At 44.7% G+C, this 22,508-nt stretch carries 7 protein-coding genes and 1 pseudogene; all 8 read right to left on the bottom strand.

The features are described 5' to 3' along the window. A partial coding sequence (locus PHV77_07110) for a hypothetical protein (GenBank protein MDD5505050.1) occupies positions 1-12,811 on the bottom strand: 12,811 nt, incomplete at its 3' end. Positions 12,812-13,202: 391 nt separating this feature from the next. Then, complete coding sequence (locus PHV77_07105; GenBank protein ID MDD5505049.1) at positions 13,203-13,985, bottom strand: type III pantothenate kinase; 783 nt, start codon at positions 13,983-13,985, stop codon at positions 13,203-13,205. Then, positions 13,982-14,941 (bottom strand): biotin--[acetyl-CoA-carboxylase] ligase, encoded by a 960-nt coding sequence (locus PHV77_07100; GenBank protein MDD5505048.1) that lies wholly within the window; start codon positions 14,939-14,941, stop codon positions 13,982-13,984. The genes PHV77_07105 and PHV77_07100 overlap by 4 nt, the downstream gene beginning before the upstream one ends. A 48-nt stretch (positions 14,942-14,989) precedes the next feature. Next, complete coding sequence (gene uvrB, locus PHV77_07095) at positions 14,990-16,963, bottom strand: excinuclease ABC subunit UvrB (GenBank protein ID MDD5505047.1); 1,974 nt, start codon at positions 16,961-16,963, stop codon at positions 14,990-14,992. A 34-nt stretch (positions 16,964-16,997) separates the two neighbouring features. Further along, positions 16,998-17,894 carry a carboxylating nicotinate-nucleotide diphosphorylase gene (gene nadC / locus PHV77_07090; GenBank protein ID MDD5505046.1) on the bottom strand — a complete coding sequence of 299 codons (897 nt, stop codon included), beginning with the start codon at positions 17,892-17,894 and terminating at the stop codon, positions 16,998-17,000. Then, the gene (locus tag PHV77_07085; protein MDD5505045.1) at positions 17,891-18,625 is read right to left on the bottom strand and encodes a pseudouridine synthase; all 735 of its coding nucleotides are present in this window, start codon (positions 18,623-18,625) and stop codon (positions 17,891-17,893) included. The genes nadC and PHV77_07085 overlap by 4 nt, the downstream gene beginning before the upstream one ends. 2 nt (positions 18,626-18,627) lie before the next feature. Continuing rightward, a complete protein-coding gene (locus PHV77_07080; protein ID MDD5505044.1) occupies positions 18,628-21,342 on the bottom strand; it encodes a valine--tRNA ligase in 2,715 nt (904 codons plus the stop codon). 41 nt (positions 21,343-21,383) lie between these two features. Beyond that, positions 21,384-22,436, bottom strand: a pseudogene (gene cimA, locus PHV77_07075) (citramalate synthase). Positions 22,437-22,508: the final 72 nt, after the last annotated feature.

The following is a 22,508-nucleotide window of genomic DNA, read 5'->3' as shown; positions in this document are numbered from 1 at the left end:
TGATGCCGGAGATTTTCTGAACATTGATTAAGTTCTGGTCTGAATCATCGGCAAATGTTGCTATTGTCTGGGAAGCTACCCTGTCTTCAGAGTCATAGGCTATATCTGATATGACCTGCTTATTAATAACCTGGTTTAATCCGAGGTCATTGTATGTGACAACAGTCTGTGAAGCTATCAGGTCATTATAATGATAAGTAATGCCTGATATAACCTGAATATTTATAAGTGAGCTTTGGATAATACCGTTTACAGCGTCAACCTGTCCATACACGGCTATCTTCTGGCCTATTATCCTGTCTTCGTCATCATATAATATATCAGATACAACCTGCGCGGATATGCCCTCTGTCATTGCCTCGTCATTCCATATCACCGTTGCCTGGCGTTCCACGCGGCCGCTATCATCGTATTCTGTTGTTATTTCCTGTATACTAATAAGCGATGAAGGAAGATTATTTTCAAATCCGGCATATAGGGCCGTTGTCTGCCTGATGATCCTGTCTTCAGAATCATAGGCGAGTATATTTACTACTTCCGTATTAATATGCTCGCTTAACTGCTCATCATTAAATGTGTCGGTCTGCTGGCGTTTTGTCCTGCCTTCAGCGTCATATTCAATGCTGACCTGCCGGATACTTATAATATTTTTAGCAGTCTCTTCATCCATATCATAATCGGCATAGGCGCGCATACTCTGGCGTTCTACCTGCCCGCTGCTCGTATAGCTTTGATAATCAATTATCTGTGCGTTTATCACATTCGTAAAATTACCGTCGGCAAAATTAATTATAATAACCTGCTTTAGCATGTTCGCGTAGGGCCCTGACTCATAGTATTCTTCCACGCGCCTTTGCGAGTTTATCGCGGTGCCGTCACTGCCATAATAGACAGTGTCTATAATATGCCTGCTCTGGCTTATCTCCGTTACCGTTGAAATCCGCACGAGATTGCCGTCTTTATCATATTCCGTCAATATATAACCGTTATCGGTTGACTGCTGTTCTATCCTTGCCCCATCAGCCGTAAATATTGTCAAGAGATTGGCGCCTTCATCATATTCATAGGCTATTCCGCCGGCAGGGGTTATTGTTTCAGCGCCCGTAACCTGCAATTCGGGTTGTGTTAATAACGATGAACTTATGCCGGCCTCACTACCGCTTAAATCACTTAGCAATCTAAGCAGTGAAGCGGCGTAATTTTCCGAAATAAGGTTATAGTCTAAAAGGGCCTGTATGCGGTCTAATAACTGCTGCGCACCCGAATCCTGACGGACAATACGGCTTACGGCATCAATACCAAAACGCTGTTCTTCAAACTGATATGTGCCAAACTGCTCCACAGTCCGCTCTTTCTCTCCATTGGCATCAACAAGGACATCGCCGTTTGCATCAAGCCGGCTTACGGCCTGCTGATATAACTTCGGCTGGGCCTTTAATTCCACTCTCACATAAGTATAAGAATTGCCGTAAGCGTCCGTGCCAAGCGAAATCTGCGATTCATCATAATCGGGATTGGTGTAGAAGTTTTGCGTTGAAACCGCTGACACGAAATTTACGTTTTCATCATATATGGTTTTTGTCTGGGCGAGCAGAAGGCTTTTCATACTGCCAAGGTCAGCTGTGAAAAATACGCCGCCATAGATATTGCTGATGACCTCTCTATAGCTGAACTTTCCATCAGCATCATAATGGGTTATTGACTGGCTTATGACATTGCCCAAACCGTCATACTCCGTATTAGACAATACGAGCCTTTCTGCAAGCGCCTGATCAGCGTCTAATATTTCAATTTCTCCCGACGTTTCGCCGTCAAGGTCGTAGGTCTTGTATTTTTTAGGTGTTTTTATCAGCGAGGATGCCGATGCTATTTGCTGCAGGGGTGTAACAGGCGCTATGCCTATATTATCCGCTTTCGTATAATACAGATTAAAATAATTATCATAGCGCTGGGTTATCTTCATATAAGCTTCCCATATACGCCTGTATTTGTTCCACCCGTATAATGTGTTTGTAACGACCTTGCCCGTTATGAACATATCAGCGTCGTATTTGTAATCAGATGCCTGTACTATGTTTCCGGCGCCGTCATAAGTATAAAGCGTTTCCTTCGCGGAAGTGTATACCCCTGATTCGTTGAAAAATTTTATCTTCTGCGCTATAAGCCGGGCCTTGTGGTCATATGTCATGGATGCGATACGCTTTGATGAAGAAAGCTCGCTAATAACCCCATTTTCTCCGGCATAATAATCAAGCGTGCTGGATAAAACATTGCCTGCCGTATCATAGCTCATATTCCTGCTTACCTGCCTGCTTGAGAGATACTGCGCCCCGGTATCGGGATCAACAGCGAACGTGTTTTCTTCCTGAAGACATATATGGCCAAGGCTGTTGTAAGCATACACGCTATACTGGGCCGATGTCTTTGCTCCTCCGGAATCATATGTAACCTGGCGCGCTGATGTTATCCGCGAAGCGTCATCATAGGCATACTGCTTAAGATATCTTTTTCCAAGAGTAAGTTTTTTGGAATACTCGGCAATGTGCTCGGCAATGAGCCTGCCAAGCTGGTCATACTGCATATTTTCTTTCCGGCTGCGCAAAATATTGTAATCAGCATCCTCCTGGGTGAGCAGGCAGCTGGCCGCCTGTCCTAAATCATTATAAATCGTTGAAGATTTTTCTGTCTTTGTTGAGACGCTTATATTCTTCGGCATTATCTTTGATATCACGGAAACCGCCTCGGCAAGTTCCTGCCCCGGCCTGGAATCAAGATCAGATATTATTGCCGCTCTTTCAAGCGCGTCTCTTAAGTTTTCATAGGCATCCTGCGCGTCGCGAATAAGCGCGGCATTATCAGATGATATAATGCCGGCCTGCTTGAGCGCTTCGCACGCCTGCGCGTTTATATCAAGGGCTGAAAGGCTCTCTATTGAATCGGAATAAGAGTAATCTGATTTTACCTTTGCCGACACGCTGTCAACAATGTTTAATATACCGGCATAAGCGGAAGCATAATCGGACTGCTGTATAAAACCGGCCACGTCAAGTATATCGGCATCAGCCATACCGCTTTGCAATAAAGCTATTTTTTCATCAAAAGACTTTGATAAATCGTTTTCAAACGCGTTTACCTGCGACAAGAGGCTGTTAACAGCATCTGCCGCGGATTCTAATTTATCCTGATAATCCGTGCCATTAATCAATGCCAGCACAAGAGAGGCAAGCTTGGTTTTGGCGTCAATCGCAGACTCAAGAAATCCCATATATTTTGTCAGCTTATCCGCCGACACTGTTTTGACGGCATTATTAATATCCTCTATAAGAGCTATGACCTTGAGCATGCTTGATACGGCAGACTGGGCGGATATACCGCTTAGGGTATCTGTCTGCTTGCTTGAGACAAGCATGCCCTGCGAATCATACACAGCGTCATGCCATTTAGTAATATTTACGGTATCAAGTTTATACGGCATTTCGTCGCAGGCTTCTACCACAGCTTCATAGACCCGGTTGGCCTGGAAGCACTGCTTTTGGGCCTGGGCAAGCTCTTTCTCTGCCTGCTCAAAATCAGCCGATATTACACCGATAGCAGTATCCAAGGCATCCTGTTGGGCGCTGTCGGTTGAAGAAAGTTCTTTAATTCCGTTGTAAATAATTGAAAGGATATCGCTTTTATGCTGATACGCGTCTATAGAACTGTCTTTGGCCGATTTAAATTCCGATGCCAGGGTGGCGAGAAAGGATATTGATTCCAATATAGACGCTTGCGCCTGGACTACCGCTTCATTATCCCCTGAAGCAATATGCCCCTTAAGCGCTTCAAGTTCCGCTTTAAGGTTTAATGCCTGTTGACGCATATTATTCAAGGCGGACCTGTCCGCGCTATTTGACGTGGAAGCATAAGCGTTGAATATTATGTTCGCGGTATCGTTTACGTCCGATATGGCCTGCCACACAGACTCAAGCGTTAAGCCCTGACAGCTTACCGTTTCCGTAAAGCTTGTCTCCTGGCCCAGGCTGTTATAGGTTATCTCGCTTTTTTGCTTTACCGTAACCGTAGTATCCGCAAAAGGCAAAAACTGCGCCGCCGACTGGCTAAGGGTTGCTATCCGGTTTGCCTCGGAAACCGCTTCGCTTAAAACAGAGCGCGTGTTATCAACCTGCCTTAATATACTATCTACATCTTCCAAGACGCGTTCTTCAGCATCAAATTGTTTTACCATCGTGTCTATGGCCTGTTCAATATCCCGGGCCCGGGCCTGATAGTTGTTATTTGAAAGCATTTTATAAAGCGCCGAAAGAATTGATTGGCGCGATTCAACCCTGGAAGCGAGATTGGACCTGTAATCGCTTAAACGCGAATAAAGTTCGTCAAGACCAGAGGCTATTTCCGAATAGTATACGAGCCTCTCAGAGCTTAATAACGCCTGGTTAAAACCGTTAAGCGCTGTTACAAGCCTTGAGATTATGGAATTCACACATTCTTCATCATATATCCCCTCAATGCCGGATAATAGTTCAAGGTCACTCTCCAAAGCGCTGATCTCTGACGAGACAGAGCTGTCCCATTCATCAGGATTATAAGCGGCAAGAGATTTAAGAATTTCCATCCCCGCTATAGAGGCCTCTATATCATTAACCATATCCGCTATACTAACCTTAAGCCCCTCAAGATAACCCAATACATCAAGGCTAATGCCCTCAATGGCGTAAAGACTGACAAGAGAAGCGTATTCCGACGCCTTCTTGCTAAAATCTTCAAAAGCTCTGGCGCATGCATCCCTTAGTGCTATCACCTGCTCTGATGTCAAACCGTTTGTAATCGCCTCATACAAGGAAGCGGCCTTGTCCTTAACCGTTTGGGCAAGCTCAAGCAATTCATTAACAGCCTGGGACTGTTCGTCTGAAAGCTCATCAGACTTTCCGATAGTATAGTTAAGATACTGCAAAAGCGTATCTGTATTGATTAGCGTAAACCAGGCTGAACGCCGGCTTATGTGCTCGCTGTCAGCGGTAATGGTATCTACATACGATACGGCCTGGCCTATTTGGTTATAGACAATATCACTGCGCTTGACCGTATACATCGCCTCTTGATCAAACGGAACATCATTCAATACGCTTTGCGCATACTGATTGGATAAGGCAAAATCCACTAACGCGTAGTTAAGCCTTTCTATCAACTCGTTTTTACGCTCTACGGAGCTTTTTTTGGCTTCGGCATCAAGCCTAAGCAGAGACACCTGCCACCATGAACATTCGACGTCTTTTTGTGTCTGGACAAGTTCACCTGTAACGGCGTTTCTTTCAAATATGTTCGCGAGGTATTTTACCCCGGCCTCGGGATGCGCCAGGTCAACCTCGGTAATCTGCCTGTATTCTTCGTAATAACTCGTCAAGGTTAGCGCAGTTTCCGGGAAGCCTTCTTCAAGGTCTGCCGCGGGGCTGACATTGTATTTAACAATTGACTGCGAGCTTATCCGGGCACCTGAAGAACCGTCTAAGGCATATTTCGTTGATTTCATTGTCATCTGCTTCGGTATGCCGTTTACGAAAGACCGGTATTCCTTTTCTACAGAAGACACCATAACAGCGTCTGAATAGGAGTATTCTTTCACGGTCCATGAAGTAAGCGTCTTTTGACAGGTTTCGCCTGACAGGGCATCTACCGAATATTTATAAGAGTAGCCTCTCTTGTCCTGCGATATCAGGTTATCCAAAGAATCGTATGAGTAATTTGTCACGACCTGGCTTGAAAGTTCATACGCGTTATTTATGCCGTCATTTACCTGCCAGCTGGTTGAAACTGTCATTGTGCTGATATTTGAACTGCCCGCGGCATATTCATAGACGCTCTCTTCAATACCCTTTACACTGTCTAATTTGTCATCGGAATAAATGTTTTTTACAGCTGACTTGAGCAGTCCGTTCTCATACGCATAGCTTATGTCCCAGGCGGAGGCAAATACTTTTTCGCCGCTTGCGGAATCAAAGGTGTAAACAATCGTCCTGCTGGCTGAAGGATTTGTGCCGCTGGTTACGGCATAGGTAAATACGGTGACTTCCTCTTTCACTTTGGATATCACGGTAATAGGGTCCCCGTTATTTACGGGATTAAGGCTGTCGTCTTCTACGGTGTAGATTGTGCAGGTTAAAGTTTTTTCTTCAATGACCTGGCCATACTGGTTCAGGGTTGAGATGGTTTCTTTTTTAGAAATAAGCTTCGCGGCAGAGTTGGCGCCTAACTCATAAGTGCTGACAATCTCAATTATTTGATCGCCCTCCTGGGTCTTTTCAGTCACGCTATAAGTGCCTATTGATTTTATTGAAGACTCAAGATATTCTGCGGCAAGTTCAGCCTGATACGCTTCTTCTTGAAGGCCGCTAAGCTCGTCTGTGCTGCCTTCAAGGGCATCCGTGTATTCCAATTCAATCCCGGCAAGGGCAGTATTAAGCCTGCGGTACAGCTCAAGCGCCTGTTGATATGCCTGCGCGGCATCATCGCCTTTCGCGCCTAAAGATGATACAAGGGCAAGGGTATTAATTATTGATGACAATATGTTGCATATCTCTTCCAGGGATTCGGCCTTTGATTCCATGTCCCCGGCTTCATCAAGGGCATCATTTGCCTCATCAAGCCTATTATCGGCCTCGCAATCCGCGGCAAAGTTTCTTAATGAAACAGCCTGTTCAAGAAGGTTTGATATCAAATGCTCCACTCTTATATAAAGACTCTCGGCCTGCGATTGGGCAAACCAGACAGAATCAGTTGAGAAGCCTGATGAAAGCGTATCTTCCTCATAGCCTGTCACGCGGTTATTAATATCATATACAATATCGCGCCTGTTTGTAACTTGCTCGGTATGAATACCGCCCGGTACTGCCTGGGAAAGCTCGTCCGCGCACTCGCTGATAGCTGTCAATCTGCCTGCGGTGAAATTAAGCGCGCTTACCTCTTCCTGGCATGATTGCCTGCGCGATTCCATATCCGCGATTTCAAGCGTCAGAGCGTCTATCTTTGACTTAATAAGCGCTTCAGCCTTGGCATTTTGCGCGCGGCCTGCCGCAATTAACTGGGTATTAAGCTCTGATAATTGCTCGTTCGCCTCGTCTATATCATTGTTAAGATCGGCCAGCAGGCTGTTATTTAAGCGCGCGTCATCAACCATATCAAGGCATAAATTCAGGACAGCGCTGTTTAAGGCTGATAAAGCCTGTCTGTAGGCATCCCTTAAGCCGCTTATGGCCTCTTCGCCGGATTGGCTGTCTATGGCATCAAATAGATCTTTAGCAGACTGCCTGGCCTTAAGGGCAAGCGCATTTAAATCCGAAAGCCTTTCGGCATACAACTGCTTAAATTCGTTTGAAAGCTCCATTGCTGTTATAAGTTCATTCACAGAAACAACCGATTGATAAATGTAACCGCTTTTATAGAAAGCGGCAAATGATTCTGATCTGCCGTTTCCGAATTGCGTAAGCTTTGTCTTATAAGAAACGGCCTGGCCCAAATCGTTATATATTACATCGTATTGCGTGCTTGAAACCTGCTGATTCATGCCAAAGGGCACTGTCTCTGCCAGAAGGTCCTGGCGTTCCTTTAAACTGTAAAGATTGCTGACTATTTCTTCCATATTTGATTCATAGCTGTTGTAAATATCAACCGTATCTGACAGCGCGTCCGCTCTTTGTTGTATATCCGAAGTGTCAATGCCGGCTTCTTCGGCGGCTGAAAGTTCATCCTGGGCCGCGTCAAGAAGAGCGTTTACGCGGTCAAGTTCCAAACTGACAGAAGGCGCAAGAGAATGCGCGCTGATTATAACTTTGCTAATTGCCGTCATAACAGACTCTATCGTCTTGCGCACATTTACGATCTCCGCGTCAATAATATCCTGATCGCTTGAACTAATAGCCTCCAGCAGGCCGTCTACCGCGGCAACAGCGGCCTGGGCCAGAGAACGGACCGCGTCGAGCTTTGTTATCAACGCGTCTATGGCATCAGCCTGCTGTATCAACACAAGGCCGTCATCATGCCTGTCCGCGCTTAACGCGCCGGCTTCCTGCCTTAAGGCGCGGGCCTTATCGGCAAGCTGGGATTGATAAAAATCTATCCATAGCAATATTCCGCTGGCGGTATACTGCGTATACAGCGCCTGCTCAACGCCTAATCCGAATGAAAGGTTTAAATTTTCACTTGATACGACATTACCGTAAGAATCGTAATCGTTATTCCACACTGATACTGTCTGGATATTCTGGCGTAATGGAATATTAGTATATATACTTTCATAATATTCAATTGCCTGTCCGCTAAGGCCGTAATCTCCGGTAACATCATAATCACCGTATAAGGTATTTCTGTAAGGCTTGATCACGGATTTACTGAAAGCGGCGCTTAGATCATTTAAACTATTATATGTATTAATAAGGCTTAACGCGCTTTCAAGCGTAAGGCTTGTTGTCTCAAGGTTTAGCGATTCACCCTGGCTGAATGATTCCTCTGTCACAACCACCCCGGTCAAAGTATTATAAAACTGTCCCCCTGCCTGATCTGAATAATACTCATATCCTGTCCTTGAGACCCTAGAGGCAAGCTTATCCGATGATATTGAACTGCCATCATATGTCTCTGTTACCCATTGGGTAAGCCTGGCATTCCCGCTGTCAGGGCTTAAATTATATGTCTTTGTCTCGACGGTTATCTCTGACACGATGCCGTCTGAAAATTCGTATATAGTCGTTATCTCCTCATTGCCTTTTGTTTCAATTGTTTTTACAAGCACGTCATTATCACCGTCTATGGCGTAAAAACTTATAAGACTGCCGTCAACGACCTTTTTGCTGACAAGCTGGAGAGCGTAATTTCCCTCTGAATCCGCCTCCTGGTTAATATCAATAACATAATAGTTTGTTATAACCCGGCCCTGTTCGTCCGTAAATGTCTTGGTATGTTGTCTGGCTGTAAGGGTGAATTGACTGTTTGAGCCAGGTTCATAATCAATTGTAGTATCCTGCTCTATGGCAAGGATAAAGTCTTCCATACATGATTTAAGCTTATCTGCCTGCGCCTGGGTTAAACCTGCCGCCGCGCCTTTTAAAGCGGCGACTATGCGGACGAGATCCGACTCAAGGGCCTCGGCGAGGCTTTCGTATTCCGACACTATATCCGCGACATCATCTATCGTGATCACAGAGTCTGTTGAAAATTCCAAGCTCGCCAAGGCTGCCAAAAGAGAATTAATAAGAAGCTCTTTTTGCTGCTGGTTTAAATCCGGCAATATGCCGGCAACAGCTCCTAAAACAGATACGGGGTCCGTATTAAGCACATCCTTCATCGCGTAAAGCAGGATATCGGATGAAAGAACATTTTTCATATCAGCATCACTGTAATATGTCACTGTTACCGTCTTAGTATCTTCAATCATTCCGTTTGAGCTTGAACTGATATATCCAATCGTAGTCTCGGTTATGCTTTTTGCCGCGGTGTCCACTATAACGGTGACTTGGCTGGTACGCTCCAATTCTCCGTCAACCAATGTGTAAATATCAGTTACCTGGCAGGCTCCCTGCCCGGTAACAGACTTCTCATCTCTCCTGATAAGTTTGGCTGTTGCAGGTTTAGCCGGATCGCCGCGGTAAAAATATGTAAAGACCCTGCCGTCCGCCTGGATATCAGTTACCTGATAGGTACCCATGACATCCACAAAATCAAAGGCTGTGGCGGCAGATTCTTTAGCATTTTCAATAAGGGAATTAAGCATCTCTGACCTGGCCAGGGCATCGGTATAAATAAGCTCAATAGCATAGGTATACCCGGTGAAAGCGTTTATCATGGCATTCGCCGACAACCGGGCTTCATAGGCAAGGCTGTCTACGATGTCTGCCTCTGCCTCGGTTTCAATGGCATTGGATAAAGCGGTTGTTTTAGCTTCAAGGTCAGATACAGCGGCCTGAAGCGTGTTTAAGGCAGCTATCTCTTTCCGGTAATAGGCTATCTTGACTTTCTGCAGTTCTATATCCTGCTCGTCCGTTAATAATGCCAGGGCCTGTTCAGCCGATAAGAGATTGTTTTCCGCGGCCGAAAGATATAACTGGGTTTGGGATTTGAGCTCGCCTAACGACGAGACCGCCTGGGCAAGCGACAACTCGGCAAAGCCATCATGTATAGTATAATTTGACCCGGAGATAAGCTGGCCCAAGGAATTATATATACTGCTTGATGTTATCTGAAGGTTTGTGACCTCATAGTCTATGCCTTCAAACGTTGATACAGTCACTGCCCTGGTGTTTTTAGCATAAACCTGATCAAGGCCATTATAAGTAATCCCGCTGACATAGCTGGTAGTCTGCAGATTTGAATAGGGTATCAAAAGGACTTCTGTAAACCCTATGGAATTACCTTGCGCGTCATAAGACATTTCCGATTGCGTTGATACTATTGTGGTATCGGATTCAGCGCCCGAATCGCTCTTGCCGTAAACATGTTCGGTCCTGACCTGTCCGGACATTCTGGATGCCGCGTCATATATAATGGCTTCTACAAGACTCTCGGTTGTCAGATTATCTTTGTTCGTTGTAACAGAATCCATGAAACCTGTTACCATGCCAACGGCATTATACTGGATCATAGACCTCACCGAAGTTGTCACATTGTCCGGAGCAGCCGTGTCTGTTGATACTATATTGAAACCTACTACCTGACCGGAAGCATTTCTGTGATACTGGCAGACATCCTGCCTTTGGCTGTTTATTTTAATATTTATTTTAACCCCGTCCGGAGTCAAAACCAGTTTGAGCCCTTCATCAGTCTCTACCTGCTCGCCGTTAACAAGGGCTGCCTTTTCATCCTCATCAAGCGCTGAAAAATCTACATTATCGCCGCCAATGGAAAAATCTACCTGTTCAAGATACGCTATCTTTTGTTCCTGCGTGAAATCCGCCCAATTGGCGGGCAAGCTGACGCTTGAGACGCCCTGGTAGCGTATTGTTTCCCGATACTGTGACGAAATAGCATATGTGATAGTATTATCAACATCCTTAATATCCTTACCCGTATTGAATATAACGTCTTTGGTAACGGTCAAATCCACATCATAACCGTAAAGATTGGTTCCTGAACTCTTGGCTGTTTCCGTATACGAAAGGAGACTCCCTTTATCATCAAATACGATATTACTTCTTGTTGTCACTTGACTGACATCAACCGTTTTACCGCTGGCGTCAGTGCCATAAACGCGGACAGTGCCGGTAAAATCAGCCATCTGGCTTATAGCGTCATAGCTGATACCCGAATAATCCGTAACCTCAATAACGCCGGGATTGTCTGAAAGTTTCTTCTCCTGATGATATGATATGATCCTGCCGAGAGTATCATATGAACCCGACCACACAACGCGGCTGTTAAAGGCATCGGGATCAATGGCGGAGCCTTCAAAGGATGTTTCTTCATAACCTATAAGCTGTCTGATAGCGTTGAAAGCGGCGGAGTTTTCGGTTGTAATAATATTACCCTGCGCGTCGGTAATCTTCTTGATAGAATGGACAAGATTTTCTTTCAGGTCATAAACTCCGGTAAACTCAACCATTGACGTATTACCGTTATTATCGGTATACGTATCTTTATACCCTGTAACAAGATTTCCTTCGTATACAATATCTTCTCTGGTGTGGCACGTAATACCGCCGTTTGGCGTCTGCTCTGTCTGGACAAAACCTGTCATATGCGTGCCCTGATAAGTACCCTGCCATGAAATTTCGGAAACCTCATTGGCTGACTCTGACCATGTCCGGGCATTGTAATTTTCCAATAGATACCTGTCCGGCGCATAAGGATTTGCCTTATACGTTCCGCTCCAATCGGTCCAATTAGCGCCCTTGTCCTGGCTCCATCCCTCTTCGTGATAAGATGTCAGATTATGATTTGAATCGTAGCCCATGCCGTTACGGACAAAATAGTAATCGCCTTTTGCCTCGTCCCATCCTTCTTCTATACAGCTTGTCATGTCTTTACCTGAGTAAGCGCAGTTATAGACATGCTTAGTTGTTTTATGCTCATACACAAGGTTTTGTCCGGTGGACTGGTCAACAGCCTCTTCACGCGTCACCGTCACCTGGGAATAGCCGATAAGGTTCTTATTGGCATTTGTATCATAACCGCCATAATAAACCGAATCATCCGTATACTGGGCACCATACCACTGAATATAGGTTACGGCGCCAAAACGGTCTGTCTCTTTCGCGTTATAACTTGTCAAAAGGCCTTTATCGTTATATTGCATGTCATAGGTATCACGGAATGACACATTGCCAAAACCGTCATCAATATATTCGTTCAAAACAGCTATAGTCATGCCTGCCCTGGACCATATAACTTTCAGTGAACCGTCAGGGTTTTTGACCTGCATATAAGTTGTATTCGCGTGATAAACAAGGTTTCTGGCCTTCCATATCTGTTCCTGCATCTGCATATTGGCAAACATCTGTTCCATGTTTTCCATATACTGATTCAGGCGCACATCCTCAAATATGCCTCCTACAGCCGCGTTGCGGTGATATTCAGCCATTGCCTTACGATGCAGGTCATCCTGTTGCTTTTTCTGCTGTTGTATAGCATCAATAAGCGAATATGTGCGGGCCGTCTTCTTCTCGTTTGATTCCCAACGCTTTAAGGTATAATCCGAACTAAAGCCGGTCTGCTGCCACGAAAAAGTAATTATTATAACCCAGGATATAAGACGTAAAAAAATACTATATCTGCTTTTAGCGGGCATAGAAACAACCAAGTCATTCTCTTTATTCATCATATTTACCATAAGTTACCTCATATTTATTTTTTTCTTAACCCACTTATATAACACATAAGAGACCGCTTTATTCCATTAAATTTCATCTTTTTAAAAGTTTTTTTAAAAAAAACATAAAAAAACGCTTAAAATAATCATTTTAACCCATCTAAACTTACACTATTTTGATATAAAAGTCAATACCATGTGAAAATAAACATATAATTAGGCATTTTATGGGCAGACATTATACTATTTTATATATATTACTATATTTATTGGGATTTAATAATGTATAGTTCAAATAACTTATAATTACATAAGAATTAGTGAGAATTAACCATATCAGAACCGTATCATATGAAAATATTCAATGAAAACTACTTAAACCTGATAATCAACCATATCATTACCGTATCAATTATTTATAATTTGTATCATTATAATAAATTAAACACAATCCTTTCAAAATAAGATTATCATCTATTTTATCAATACATTTGCTGTGTTTAGCTATAATCCGGGATAAACCTCCTGTTGCCAACACAAACAATTGTTTATTCTTTTCATTTTTAATCCTGTCCACCAAGCCTTTGCACATACAAGCCATACCGAAAACTATGCCGCTTCTGATGCTTTCTTTTGTATCTTTACCAATAAGCCTTTTTGGAGATTTTAGCCTTATTTTCGGCAAAAGCGCCGTTTTATCTGCTAATGCTTCTGCCGCCATATCGGCGCCAATGGTTATTAGCCCACCCTCATATTCCCCTTTTCTGTTGACCAGGTCAAATGTCACCGCTGTCCCAAAATCAACAATTATAGCTGGGCTCTTGTATAGTTGATGACAGGCATAAGCGGCAACAAGCCTGTCCTGGCCTACCTGCAAAGGTTTTTTATATAAATTCTTAATAGGCACTCTTAAATGCCTGCCAAGGACAAAAGGCTTTACCCCTAACTTTTTTCCCAAAACGCCTTTAACATGTTTAAGGCTTAAAGGAGCCACGCTTGATATGATAACTGCCGCTTTACGCAAATCATTCAAACTGCCCAGCTTTTTAATACCTTTAAAGATAGCGGCTTCACGGGAGCTTGAGCGGATTTTGACCTTTCTACTCAAATGCCTGTTTTTAAACAAACCAATATCTATGGCCGTATTCCCTATATCAATCGCTAACAATAAATCTTTATTATGAGGTTTTATCATCTAAGCTCCACAAGGTCGCCTGCCGTAACCTTTTCAATCTGGCCGTCGTTTGTTTGTATATTAAGGGCGCCGTCAGTATCAATGTCATAAGCAATACCTTCTATGACCTTGCGCATACAGCTTGCGCGCACCTTTTTGCCTATGGTTGTTGACATGTTTTTCCACGCAAGCCTTAAACCGGAGAAGCCTGATTTATTGATTAAGATATAATTATTTTCAAGTTTTTCCAGGACAACCGTTAAAAGAGCCTGCCTTGAAACAGGTTCACCTAAAACATGAGAAATAGACACAGCTCCTCTGGGAAGCTGTGTCAAAGCCGTATTAACGTTTATGCCAATACCAATGACTATAAATTTAATCCTGTCGGGCTCGGCCTCCATTTCAGTCAATATGCCGGCAACCTTCCCCCCTTTGATAATAATGTCGTTTGGCCATTTTATATATGCCTGAACATTGCAGGCGTCTCTAATAGCCTGGGCAAGGCTTACCGCGGCCATAAGGGTAATCAAAGGAGCCTGGCACACAGGCATATCCGGTTTTAATACGACAGACATATATATACCTTTACCTGTGGGAGAAACCCAGCTCCTGGAAAGCCTGCCTCTTCCCTTATTTTGTTTTTCAGCCAATACTACCGCGCCTTCGCCTTTTGTCTTTTTCGCTAACTCGCAGGCTGTTGTATTTGTTGAATCAAGCTCATTATAATATAATATCCGCCTTCCGATAAATGAAGTCTTGAGGGATGGTATAATTTCAAAAGGGTATAGCTTATCCGGTGTTTTGACAAGCCTGTAACCCAGGTGCGGGACAGCGTCTATCTCATAACCCATCTGTCTTAGTTTTTCTATATGTTTCCATACAGCCGCTCTTGACATATTAAGGTTATGGCTTATTTGTTCACCGGAGACATAATCCAGATGGTTCTTTTTGAATATACCAATTATCTTTTCTTCCATGGCAGATACCCCGCGCGACAGTCCGATAGGACTTGATACCCGGTTTTTTTAAAGATTTCGCTTTTTTTTGCTTTGAAGTTTTTTTATCTGATCCCTGAAATAAGCCGCCTTTTCAAACTGCAGGTTTCTTGCCGCTTGTTCCATCTCACGGCTTAACTCCGCGATAAGCTCCCCTGCCTCTAATTGTTCTAACGATTCGCCGACTGGCCGGGCGGCTATATTTTCAGATTCACGCTTGGCGTCTATGCTTATTCTTATTGATTTTTGGATACTTTTAGGCTTTATATTATGTTTCTTATTAAATTCCAACTGCGTTTTACGCCTCCTGGCGGTCTCATCCATGGCTTTTTTCATTGAACCTGTAACAGAATCCGCGTACATCACCACCTGGCTGTTGATATTACGCGCCGCCCTTCCCGATATCTGTATAAGCGATGTAGCGCTCCTTAAAAAACCTTCTTTATCGGCATCTAATATACAAACAAGGGAGACCTCGGGCAGGTCAAGACCTTCTCGTAAAAGATTGATGCCGACAAGGCAGTCAAATTCACGCCTTCTCAAGGCGCCTAAGATACGGACACGCTCAATAGCATCCAGGTCAGAGTGCATATACTGGACATTAAGGCCCATATCGGTAAGGTATGCCGCCAGGTCTTCGGCCATCCTTTTTGTAAGGGTTGTTATAAGCACTCTTTCTTTCTTTTTTGCCCGGCCCCTTACAAGGGCTATAATGTCATCCACCTGGCCTTTTGAAGACTTGACAATAACTTCAGGTTCAGGTAACCCTGTAGGCCTTATCAGCTGTTCTACGACATTTTGGGAAGACATTGCCTCATAATCTCCGGGTGTTGCCGACACAAAAACAGCCTGCCCTGTAATAGATTCAAATTCATTAAATTTTAACGGCCTATTATCAAGGCAGGACGGAAGCCTGAAACCATGCTCAACGAGCGTGCGCTTTCTGGAACGGTCACCCTCATACATGCCCCTTATCTGCGGTATGCTTACATGGGATTCGTCAATGACCGTCAAAAAATCCCCCTTGAAATAATCAATAAGCGTATAAGGCCTGGAACCGGCTGGCCTTGATGAAAGATGCCGTGAATAGTTTTCAATACCATGGCAATAGCCTATCTCTTTAAGCATCTCCATATCATATTTGGTCCTTGACTCCAGCCTTTGGGCTTCAAGTATCCTGTTTTGGCCATTAAGTTCCTTCAGCCGCGCGTCAAGCTCCTCTCTTATGCTTATAAGCGCGGAGTCTATCTTTTTTTTGGTGGTCACAAAATGCTTGCCCGGATATATCGTAATATCACGCAGTTTCTCTTTGGTATTTTTCGTAACAGGATCTATCAAACTTATCGCCTCAATCGTATCGGCAAACATCTCAATTCTTACACCCAATTTTTCGTATGCCGGAAATATATCAATGATATCTCCCCTTACCTGGAACACCCCTCTTGAGAAATCAATATCATTCCTTTCGTAATGGATATCAACAAGACTGCTCAAAATCAGCTCAAGCGTTATATTAAGGCCGACCGAGAGGCGCAGTAACATATCCTTGTAATCGTCAGGGGAGCCTAAATTATAAATACACGACACGCTTGAGACAATAATAACATCATCTCTTGAAGATAAAGCCGCCGTAGCCGATAGCCTCAAACGGTCAAGCTCATCGTTAATAGAGGCGTCTTTTTCTATATAAGTGTCGGTCTGCGGTATATACGCTTCAGGCTGATAATAGTCATAATAACTGACAAAATATTCCACCGCGTTATCCGGAAAAAATTGCCTGAATTCACTGTAAAGCTGTGCCGCCAGCGTCTTATTGTGGGACATGACAAGGGTAGGTTTCCTGACTTTGGCGATTACATTCGCGATAGTAAAGGTCTTGCCGCTTCCGGTAACACCAAGAAGGGTCTGGTAACGCTTACCCGACAGAATGCCTTCGGTAAGCCCGTTAATGGCCTTTGGCTGATCGCCGCAGGGCGTGAAATCACTTACAAGCCTAAACTCCATACGCAAAGCCTTTCAGGGGTGTATTTGGTTTTGTTTATCTGACTTCAAGGGAAAAATCGCAGGAAGCTGCCGAATGCGTCAGGGCGCCTATTGAAATCCTGTCAACTCCGCACAAGGCTATGCCCCTGACATTAGTGATATTCACATTGCCGGATACTTCAAGAAGGGACTTAAATCCAACATCGCCTGTCTTTATCCTGTAAGCGTCTCTTATGGAGACCGCTTTTTTTATATCATCTATGCCCATATTATCAAGCATGATTATATCGGGGCCGGATTCCAGGGCAGGCCCGAGAAGGTCAATGGAATCAATCTCTATCTCAATCTTTTTGCCTTTAGGAGCATTAAGCCTGGCGCTTTGCACAAGCCCTTTTATCGCATCCTTTACATCTTTAAAAGCCCCAGGGCTTTTAAGCGCCAGGGATAAATGATTGTCTTTTATCAGGACCTGGTCATACAGGCCCATTCTATGATTTAGGCCCTGGCCGACTTTTACGGCATATCTCTGAAAACGCCTTAATGTAGGTATGGTCTTTCGCGTATCCATGATACGCGCCCTTGTATCTTTTACAGCTTCGGCGAACTTGTTTGTCAGTGTCGCTATACCTGAAAGCCAGCATAAAAAATTAAGCGCTGTTCTTTCCGCAGAAAGAACGCTCTGGCAGGAACCGTCTATATAGGCTATTGCCTTGCCCGCGGCTACCGCTGCCCCGTCGCTTACCAACGGCTTAAACCGAACTGACGGGTCAACTATATCAAAAACAATCTCCGCCAAGAGTATTCCGCACACAACAGCGTCCTGGCCGGCGCTTATAACAAACTCTCCTTTTTTGGACCTGCCAAGGACAGAGGCTGTAGTAATGTCTCCGCCGCCTATGTCCTCTATCAAGGCTTGCTGGATTATCTTCCTTGTATACGCGTCTATTATCATGTTATTCCCACGCCTTTTTTAAGCAAAGAAACCTCTTTTTCCGAAAGATGCCTGTAAGAGCCTGTTTGCAGATCAAGCTTTAAGCCGGCGTAACCTGTCCTGGTCAATTCCTTTATCTTATAACCCAGAGCTTCAAAGGTCTTTCTCACCTGGCGTTTCCTGCCTTCGTGCAGGCTGACCCGGACAACGGTTTTAAATTTATCGTTAATAATATCCAAGACTTTAAGTGCCGAGGCTTTCCCGTCTCCTATATCAACACCCCGCTCAATCCTTGATATATCAGAAGCTTTAACCTGGCCGGCAATGGTAACTTCGTAAAGCCTGTCCATCTCAAAACTCGGATGCATAAGCCTGTGGCAAAGCCGGCCGTCATTAGTCATGATAAGTAATCCTGTGGTATCTTTATCAAGCCTGCCTACAGGGAAAACCCCTTTCACGCCGGGAACAAGGTCCATAACCGTGCGTCTTTTATGCGTGTCTTTTAGAGTAGTTATATAACCCGCGGGCTTATTCAGCATCAGATAGGTAAGGTGTTCGGGTAAAAGGCCGGCATCAATTTTTACGCCGTCAACCGATACGGTATCCTTGACGGGATCAACCATGGCCCCCGGGCTTGATAATTTTATACCGTTTAGGCAAACACGGCCCTGGCTGATAAGCTCATCAGACTTACGCCTGGAAGCTATCCCGCGTTGAGCCAAAAATTTATTTATCCTTATAAGGTCAGGCATATTTATGTGAGATTTTTAATGTTTTCTTTTATGCGGGTTATTTTATCCGTCAGGACAAGCGCCTTCTGTTTTTCATCACGAACAATACCGGCGGGCGCCCTGTCAATAAAGGACTTGTTGGCAAGTTTTTTGTTTACCGCGGACAAAAACATTTCAGCCTCACCGAGCTCTTTATCAAGCCTTGCCTTTTCTTTCTCTATATCAATGATACCTTCAAGCGGAATAAAAACATCACAGAAATCAAGAACGCTTGACGCGGAAGGCCGCGGGCCGGTTTTTAAAGTATCCACTCTGACCTGGCCGGCATTGGCAAGTTTACCGGCATAAACCGATAACTCATCGGCCGACGAGAACATGTCTTTGTCTTTTGTTGAAACAATAACACGGATAGGCTGTTTAAAGGAGATGTTCATCTGCGCCCTTATGTTCCTGACAGCGGCTATGATAGAGATTATTTTATCCATCCTGCTGATAGCGCCTTCGTCTATCTCATTACCGGCAATACGCGGCCATTCGGAGACCATTAAAGGCTCTGCCATTTCCATCTCCTGCCACAATGCCTCGGTAACAAACGGCATAAACGGGTGCAGTATCTTAAGGCAGTTTATCAGTATATTGAACAAAACGGCCTGGGTTCTGGGCAGGTCTATGCTGGTCTTGGCTATCTCAACATACCAGTCGCAATATTTGTGCCAGATAAAATCGTAGGCTATATTAGCGGCATCATTAAACCTATAATCCCCTATGGCTTTTTCCACAGCCTTTACGGCCTTTTGAAAGGAATTCCATATCCATTTGTCAGCCAGCGAAAAACCGGTATTCTTGAAATAATCCTCCAGAGAACAAACCGGTTCCGGTTTGAAATTCATAAGTATAAAACGCGAAGCGTTCCAAATCTTATTCGCGAAGCTCCTGCCTGACTCAAAACGCTCTTTATTAAGAAAAACATCCTGGCCCGCGGCAGTAATGGAAATAATGCTAAACCGCAGGGCGTCAGATCCGTATTGTTCAATTATCTCAATAGGGTCTATGGTATTGCCAAGCGACTTAGACATCTTGGTTCCCGTATCGTCGCGCACAGTGCCGTGGATATATACATCCCGAAAGGGAATTTTTTTACAGAATTCAAGGCCGGCCATTATCATCCTGGCTACCCAGAAAAATATGATTTCCTGCGCAGTGACAAGGCATGAGGTCGGATAAAAATAGGCGAATTCTTTTTTTTGCTTTTCCATGTCCCCGGGTGAAGTTTTCCCGCCTGATACCGCCACGTTAAACGGCCAGCCGAGCGTTGAAAAAGGCCAAAGCCACGAAGAAAACCAAGTATCCAGAACATCCTCATCCTGGCTGATATCCTTGCCGCCGCAATGCGGGCATTTATCAGGCTTAACCCTTGAAACAATTACGCCCTTGGACGAATCTCCGCAACAGCAGGCACGGCAATAATATACAGGCATCCTGTGCCCCCACCATATCTGGCGGCTTATGCACCAATCCCTGATATTATACATCCAATCCAGATAAACTTTTTCCCATCTGGCCGGATAAAATTTTATATTACCGCTTTCAACCGCTTCAATAGCCGGCCCTGCCAGAGGCTTCATTTTTACAAACCACTGTTTTGACAGATACGGCTCCACTATGGTATGGCATCTGTAGCAATGGCCCACAGCATGCCGGTGCGGGGTTACTTTATCAAGCAGGCCTTCTTTTTCCAAAAAGCCTGCCAATTGCTTTCTGGCCATGAACCTGTCCACGCCTTTGTATATACCGGCATTCTCGTTAAGCACTCCATCAGGGCCCATTATATTAATCTCCTGAAGATTATGCCTTTTGCCGGCATTAAAATCATTCGGGTCATGGGCCGGAGTGATCTTTACTACACCTGTCCCAAAAGCGGGATCTACCATATCGTCGGCTATAATAGGGATATGCCGTCCGGCAACAGGAACAATAGCCCTGCGGCCGACTAAAGACTTATATCTCTCATCCGAGGGGTTTACCGCCAGGGCGGTATCTCCTAACATTGTCTCCGGCCTTGTAGTTGCCACTATCAGATAATCCGGTTCACAGGCCCGGCAGGCGGAGCCTTCGGGCTTGACCTGATATTTAATATAATAAAGCCTGCCTTCTATTTCCTCGTGTTCAACCTCTTCATCTGAAAGCGCTGTCCGGCACCTCGGACACCAGTTGATAATATAATTACCCCTGTATATAAGGCCTTTTTCATAAAGCCTGATAAAAACCTCCTGCACAGCTTCGGATAGGCCTTCATCCATGGTAAAGCGCTGTCTTGACCAGTCACATGAAGCGCCAAGACGCTTAAGCTGGCTGATTATGGTATTACCGTATTCCTGGCGCCATTTCCAAACTTCATTGATAAAGGCTTGCCTTCCAAGCTCATGCCTGTTTGCGCCCTGACTGCTCAACCTGCGTTCAACTACATTCTGCGTCGCGATACCGGCGTGGTCGGTGCCGGGCATCCAAAGCGCCTGCCTGCCTTTCATTCTGTGATAACGAATAAGTATATCCTGTATCGTATTATTCAGGGCATGGCCCATATGCAGTATGCCGGTAATATTCGGGGGCGGTATCATTATTGTATAGGGCATTTTTTTATGGTCAAGGCTTGCGTGGAAAAGGCCCTTTTCTTCCCATAATCTATATATGTCCCGCTCTATTCCGGCGGGATTATATGTTTTTGATATTTCTTTCATTCTCTATCCTTAGTTTAGATCCGCGGTATTCGGCATTGACGCTATCCGTTTAGTAATTTGTATTCAACGCTGTCAACCAGCGCCTGCCATCCGGCCTCTATAATGTTCTCCGACACGCCGATGGTCCACCACGATTTTTCCTTGTCCTGCGATTGGATCAATACCCGGACTTTAGCGGCAGTGCCCTGTTTCTCATCAAGAACACGCACCTTGAAGTCAGACAAATGCATATCCGCAAGCTTTGGATAAAAACCTACCAAAGATTTTCTCAAGGCTCCGTCAAGGGCATTGATAGGCCCGTCTCCTTCGCAAACCGTATTTTTGACCCTGCCTCCAACCATTATTTTTATACGGGCCTCGCAATAAAGGCTTCCATCTTCATCCTTTTCATTTATGACCCTGAAGCTTTTGAGTTCAAAGAACTTTTTGTATTTTTTTACCTGCCTTTTTAGCAATAATTCAAACGAGCCTTCGGCGGCCTCAAAATGATACCCCTGATGTTCCATATCCTGCAGTATGTTCATAAGACGCTTTGTCTTGGGGCTGTCTTTTTTAAGGTTTATATTAAACGACTCCGCTTTAATGGACAGGGTGCTTTTGCCTGAAAGCTCGGAAACAAGTATCCTCCTCTTATTTCCGACTGTTTCCGGCGGCATGTGCTCATATGCCTTGGGCTTTTTTAAAACAGCATTAACATGCACCCCTGCTTTATGGGCAAAAGCGCTTTGCCCGGTAAAAGGCTGATTATCCATATGCTTCATATTGCATACCTCTGCCACATAACGGGACGCCTCGGTCAATTCGTTCAGCCTGCCGCCATTAAGGCAGTCCATGCCGAGCTTGGCCATTAAAGACGGGATTATTGAGCATAGATTGGCATTGCCGCAACGTTCGCCATAACCATTTGTAGTGCCCTGGACATGGTCGCATCCGGCCATGACAGCGGCTATGGAATTAGAAACAGCTGTCTCGCTGTCATTGTGACAGTGAATGCCGAGACTGCATTTTATTAAAGGCCTGACCCTGGACACGATATCAGAGAGCTGGCAGGTAAGCATACCGCCGTTGGTATCACAGAGAATTATCGCGTCAGCTCCGGCCTCCTGGGCTCAGAGCAATGCCTGAAGCGCGTAATCCGCATTCTCTTTATAACCGTCAAAAAAATG

Source organism: Candidatus Omnitrophota bacterium, from assembly GCA_028716165.1.
GTDB lineage: Bacteria > Omnitrophota > Gorgyraeia > JABMRG01 > JABMRG01 > JAQUQI01.
This window is presented reverse-complemented; position numbering and strand designations above follow the sequence as displayed.